Origin of the sequence: Nocardioides sp. CPCC 206348, assembly GCF_048654705.1 — a bacterium.
Classification (GTDB): domain Bacteria; phylum Actinomycetota; class Actinomycetes; order Propionibacteriales; family Nocardioidaceae; genus Nocardioides.
This window is the reverse complement of sequence record NZ_JBMCZA010000241.1, coordinates 29,355-32,518: the sequence shown is the minus strand read 5'-3', so window position 1 is coordinate 32,518 and position 3,164 is coordinate 29,355. Positions and strand designations below refer to the sequence as shown.

Below are 3,164 nucleotides of genomic sequence, written 5' to 3'. Positions count from 1 at the left end.
AGGACCTGAACCATGTGTGTCCACATCGGCCGGTGCGGCACCGACGTGAGCGCAGGACGACGGATCAGGACGAAGGTCCCGGTGGATCCAGCCGATCGTCAGGTCAGGACGTGCTGGACGCGGTGAAGGAGGCGGCCTGGGCGACCGCGACGCACCAGCGCCCGGCCCGGCTGACGAGGTCGGCCTCGGCGACCCCGACCGGGAGGGTCAGGCTGCAGGCCAGCCACGCATCGCCGAACAGGCCACGGAAGGACGCCGTACGGGCGTCACCGTTGGTGCAGACCACCGCAACCGACGGGGTTCCGTAGGCGGGAGCGCCGGGTTGTGCGACACACACATCGGTCGTGGTGGCGCTGATCAGGGCCGAAGCCCGCTCGGCGCTGACCGGGGGAGCGAAGACCCAGCCCCGCGCCTCGGAACCGGGGGCGTCCGCCTGGCCGAACAGGCAGCCGTACTCGTGGGCGACGTCACTGCCGGGGAGCGCAGCGGACTCCTCGCCGTTGCCGTACGACGTCAGGTCCCCTGCAGTCCCGAGGGCTGCCTTGACGGCCGCAGCGGGCACCAGCTCGCAGAACGGGGTCCGCTGGACGACCGCCGCACTGGTGTCGAAGTCGGCGAGATCGGTGCCCTTGTAGGCGGGAGGCAGGGCCGCACTCGTGGTGTCGTCCGAGACGGCCACGCCGATGCCGACGGGCACCAGGGTGAGGAGCGCGGAGAGAAGCAGCGCGCGCAGGACCGTCGACACGCCCGCCAGACTAGTGGGCGCGACCTCGCCTTGCCCGTCGCGTACCGTCAGGTCAGTGATTCGCTTCGAAAAGGTCACCAAGCGCTACGCCGGACCCGGCAAACCAGCGCTGGACCAGGTCAGTATTGACATCGACAAGGGCGAGTTCGTCTACCTCGTCGGCACCTCCGGTTCGGGCAAGTCGACCGCGCTGCGGCTCGTCCTGCGCGAGCTGCGGCCGACCACGGGGCGCGTCCACGTCGCCGGCAAGGAGATCAACCGGATGGCGGGCTGGAAGGTGCCCCGCCTGCGCCGCCAGATCGGCACCGTCTTCCAGGACTTCCGGTTGCTCCCGAACAAGACCGTGTCCGAGAACGTCGCCTTCGCCCAGCAGGTGATCGGCAAGTCCCAGCGCGAGATCAACAAGGTCGTGCCCGAGACCCTCGAGCTGGTCGGCCTCAAGGACAAGGGCGACCGGATGCCTGACGAGCTCTCCGGTGGTGAGCAGCAGCGGGTGGCCATCGCCCGCGCGTTCGTGAACCGGCCGATGATCCTCATCGCCGACGAGCCCACCGGCAACCTGGACCCGCAGACCTCGGTCGGCATCATGAACCTGCTCGGCGACATCAACCAGACCGGTACGACGGTGGTCATGGCCACCCACGACCACGGCATCGTCGACCAGTTCACCAAGCGGGTCATCGAGCTCGAGCACGGAAAGGTCATCCGCGACGAGGCGGCCGGTAGCTACGGCTTCCAGCACTGAGTCAAGGAGAACTCCCCAACATGCAGCTTCGCTATGTCTTCACCGAGCTCCGCACCGGCCTGCGGCGCAACCTCTCGATGCACCTGGCCGTCATCCTGACCCTCTTCGTCTCGCTGTCCCTCGCCGGCGTCGGCATCCTCATCCAGCGTGAGGCCGACCTGGCGAACAAGTCCCTGGGCAACGAGCTGAAGATCCTCGTCAACCTCTGCATCGACGACGACCCCTCGAACAACCCGAACTGCGCCGGTGGTGAGGTCACCGCCGAGCAGCAGCAGCGGATCGAGACCGAGGTCAAGGGCAACGACGAGGTCAGGTCGTTCCGCTTCGTCTCCAAGCAGGAGGGCTTCGAGAACGCCAAGGAGTCCGGCGCGATCCCCGAGACCGCCTACAGCGGGCCGAACCCCGTCGTGACCGTCGAGAGCTGGCCGGCCGGCTACTGGGTGACCCTGAAGAACCCGGAGAAGGCCGACGGGATCATCAGCGCACTGGAGGGCCTCGACGGCGTCTCGGTGATCAAGGACGAGCGTGAGGCGCTCGGCCAGATCTTCGGGATCATGAAGGTCCTCAAGTACGGGTCGTGGATCGGCTCGGGCTTCCTGCTGCTCGCCGCCCTGCTCCAGGTCACCAACACGATCCGCCTGGCCGCGCTCGCGCGCCGACGCGAGATCGGGATCATGCGCCTGGTGGGTGCCTCGACCCTCTACATCGCGTTGCCGTTCCTCCTCGAGTCACTGGTCACCGCCATCATCGGTGTCGGGCTCGCGGCCGGGGCGTTGGCGTCCTTCCAGTACTGGGGCATCGAGAAGGGCCTGGCCGAACACGTCCAGTTCCTGCCGTGGGTCGACTGGGGCGACTACACCCAGACGCTGATCGGCGGCTTCCCGCTCGGGATCGTCTTCCTCGGTCCGGCGCTCACACTGATCCCGACACTCCTGTTGACCCGGAAATACGTAAAAGTCTGATCCGCGGCGGTTACGGTCGACAGGTTCACTTCCCCGAACGAATGGTTTACCTGTGCGCTCCTTCCCCAGCGCCCCAGGGTTTCGCCGTGTGACCGATCGGCTTCCCACGTGGGCCCATCCCCAGTGGCTGGTGACGGCGATCGCCGTCATCGTGGCAGTCGCCGGCCTCGCCGTACCGATTGCCCATGCTGATGACCGGGACGACCTCGAGGACAAGCAGGACCAGGTCCGGGGCCAGATCTCGGACGTCAAGGGCGACATCCACGAGGCCAGCCAGAAGGTCGCGAAGATCGCCCGCGAGCTGAAGGCGGCCCAGAAGCAGCTCACGGCCGCGCAGTCGCGGCTGAGCGCCGTCCGGACGGACCTCGGCCGGGCGCGTGCCGCGGCGGCCGAGCTGGCCAACAAGCTCGTCCTCGCCGAGGAGAAGCTCCGGCTGGCCAAGATCGACCTCGAGCAGGCGCGTGCCGAGGTCGCGGTGCAGCGGCTCGCGAGCCGTGACGCCATCATCGTGATGGGCACCGGTGACGACGCCCGGATGGCCTTGCTGAACTCCTACATGAACAGCGGTTCCATCGAGGACGTGCTGGTCAGCCAGACGGCGTACGACCTGGTCACCGGTCGACAGAACCAGGCGCTGGTCGCCCTCGAAGCGGCCGAGGCCGCCATGGAGCGGCGCAAGATCGAGGTGGCCGCTGCGCGCAACGAGGTGGCT

General features: G+C 67.9%; 4 protein-coding genes. 3 read left to right on the top strand and 1 reads right to left on the bottom strand.

Annotation, left to right across the window (positions count from 1 at the left end):
- Positions 1-103: 103 nt before the first annotated feature.
- A complete protein-coding gene (locus ACOADB_RS28170) occupies positions 104-745 on the bottom strand; it encodes a hypothetical protein (RefSeq protein WP_378606986.1) in 642 nt (213 codons plus the stop codon).
- 55 nt (positions 746-800) lie between these two features.
- Between ACOADB_RS28170 and ftsE the strand changes: the two genes are divergently transcribed.
- The 3 genes from ftsE to ACOADB_RS28155 all read left to right on the top strand — a co-directional run.
- The gene (gene ftsE / locus ACOADB_RS28165) at positions 801-1,490 is read left to right on the top strand and encodes a cell division ATP-binding protein FtsE (protein ID WP_056707784.1); all 690 of its coding nucleotides are present in this window, start codon (positions 801-803) and stop codon (positions 1,488-1,490) included.
- A 20-nt stretch (positions 1,491-1,510) separates the two neighbouring features.
- Positions 1,511-2,452 (top strand): permease-like cell division protein FtsX, encoded by a 942-nt coding sequence (ftsX, locus tag ACOADB_RS28160; RefSeq protein WP_378606981.1) that lies wholly within the window; start codon positions 1,511-1,513, stop codon positions 2,450-2,452.
- A gap of 88 nt (positions 2,453-2,540) precedes the next feature.
- On the top strand, positions 2,541-3,164 hold a 624-nt coding region (locus ACOADB_RS28155), incomplete at its 3' end, for a hypothetical protein (RefSeq protein WP_378606978.1).

Coding starts and splice junctions, on each gene's coding strand:
- ftsX (WP_378606981.1), top strand. CDS start 1,511: ATGCAGCTTCGCTATGTCTTCACCGAGCTCCGCACCGGCCTGCGGCGC.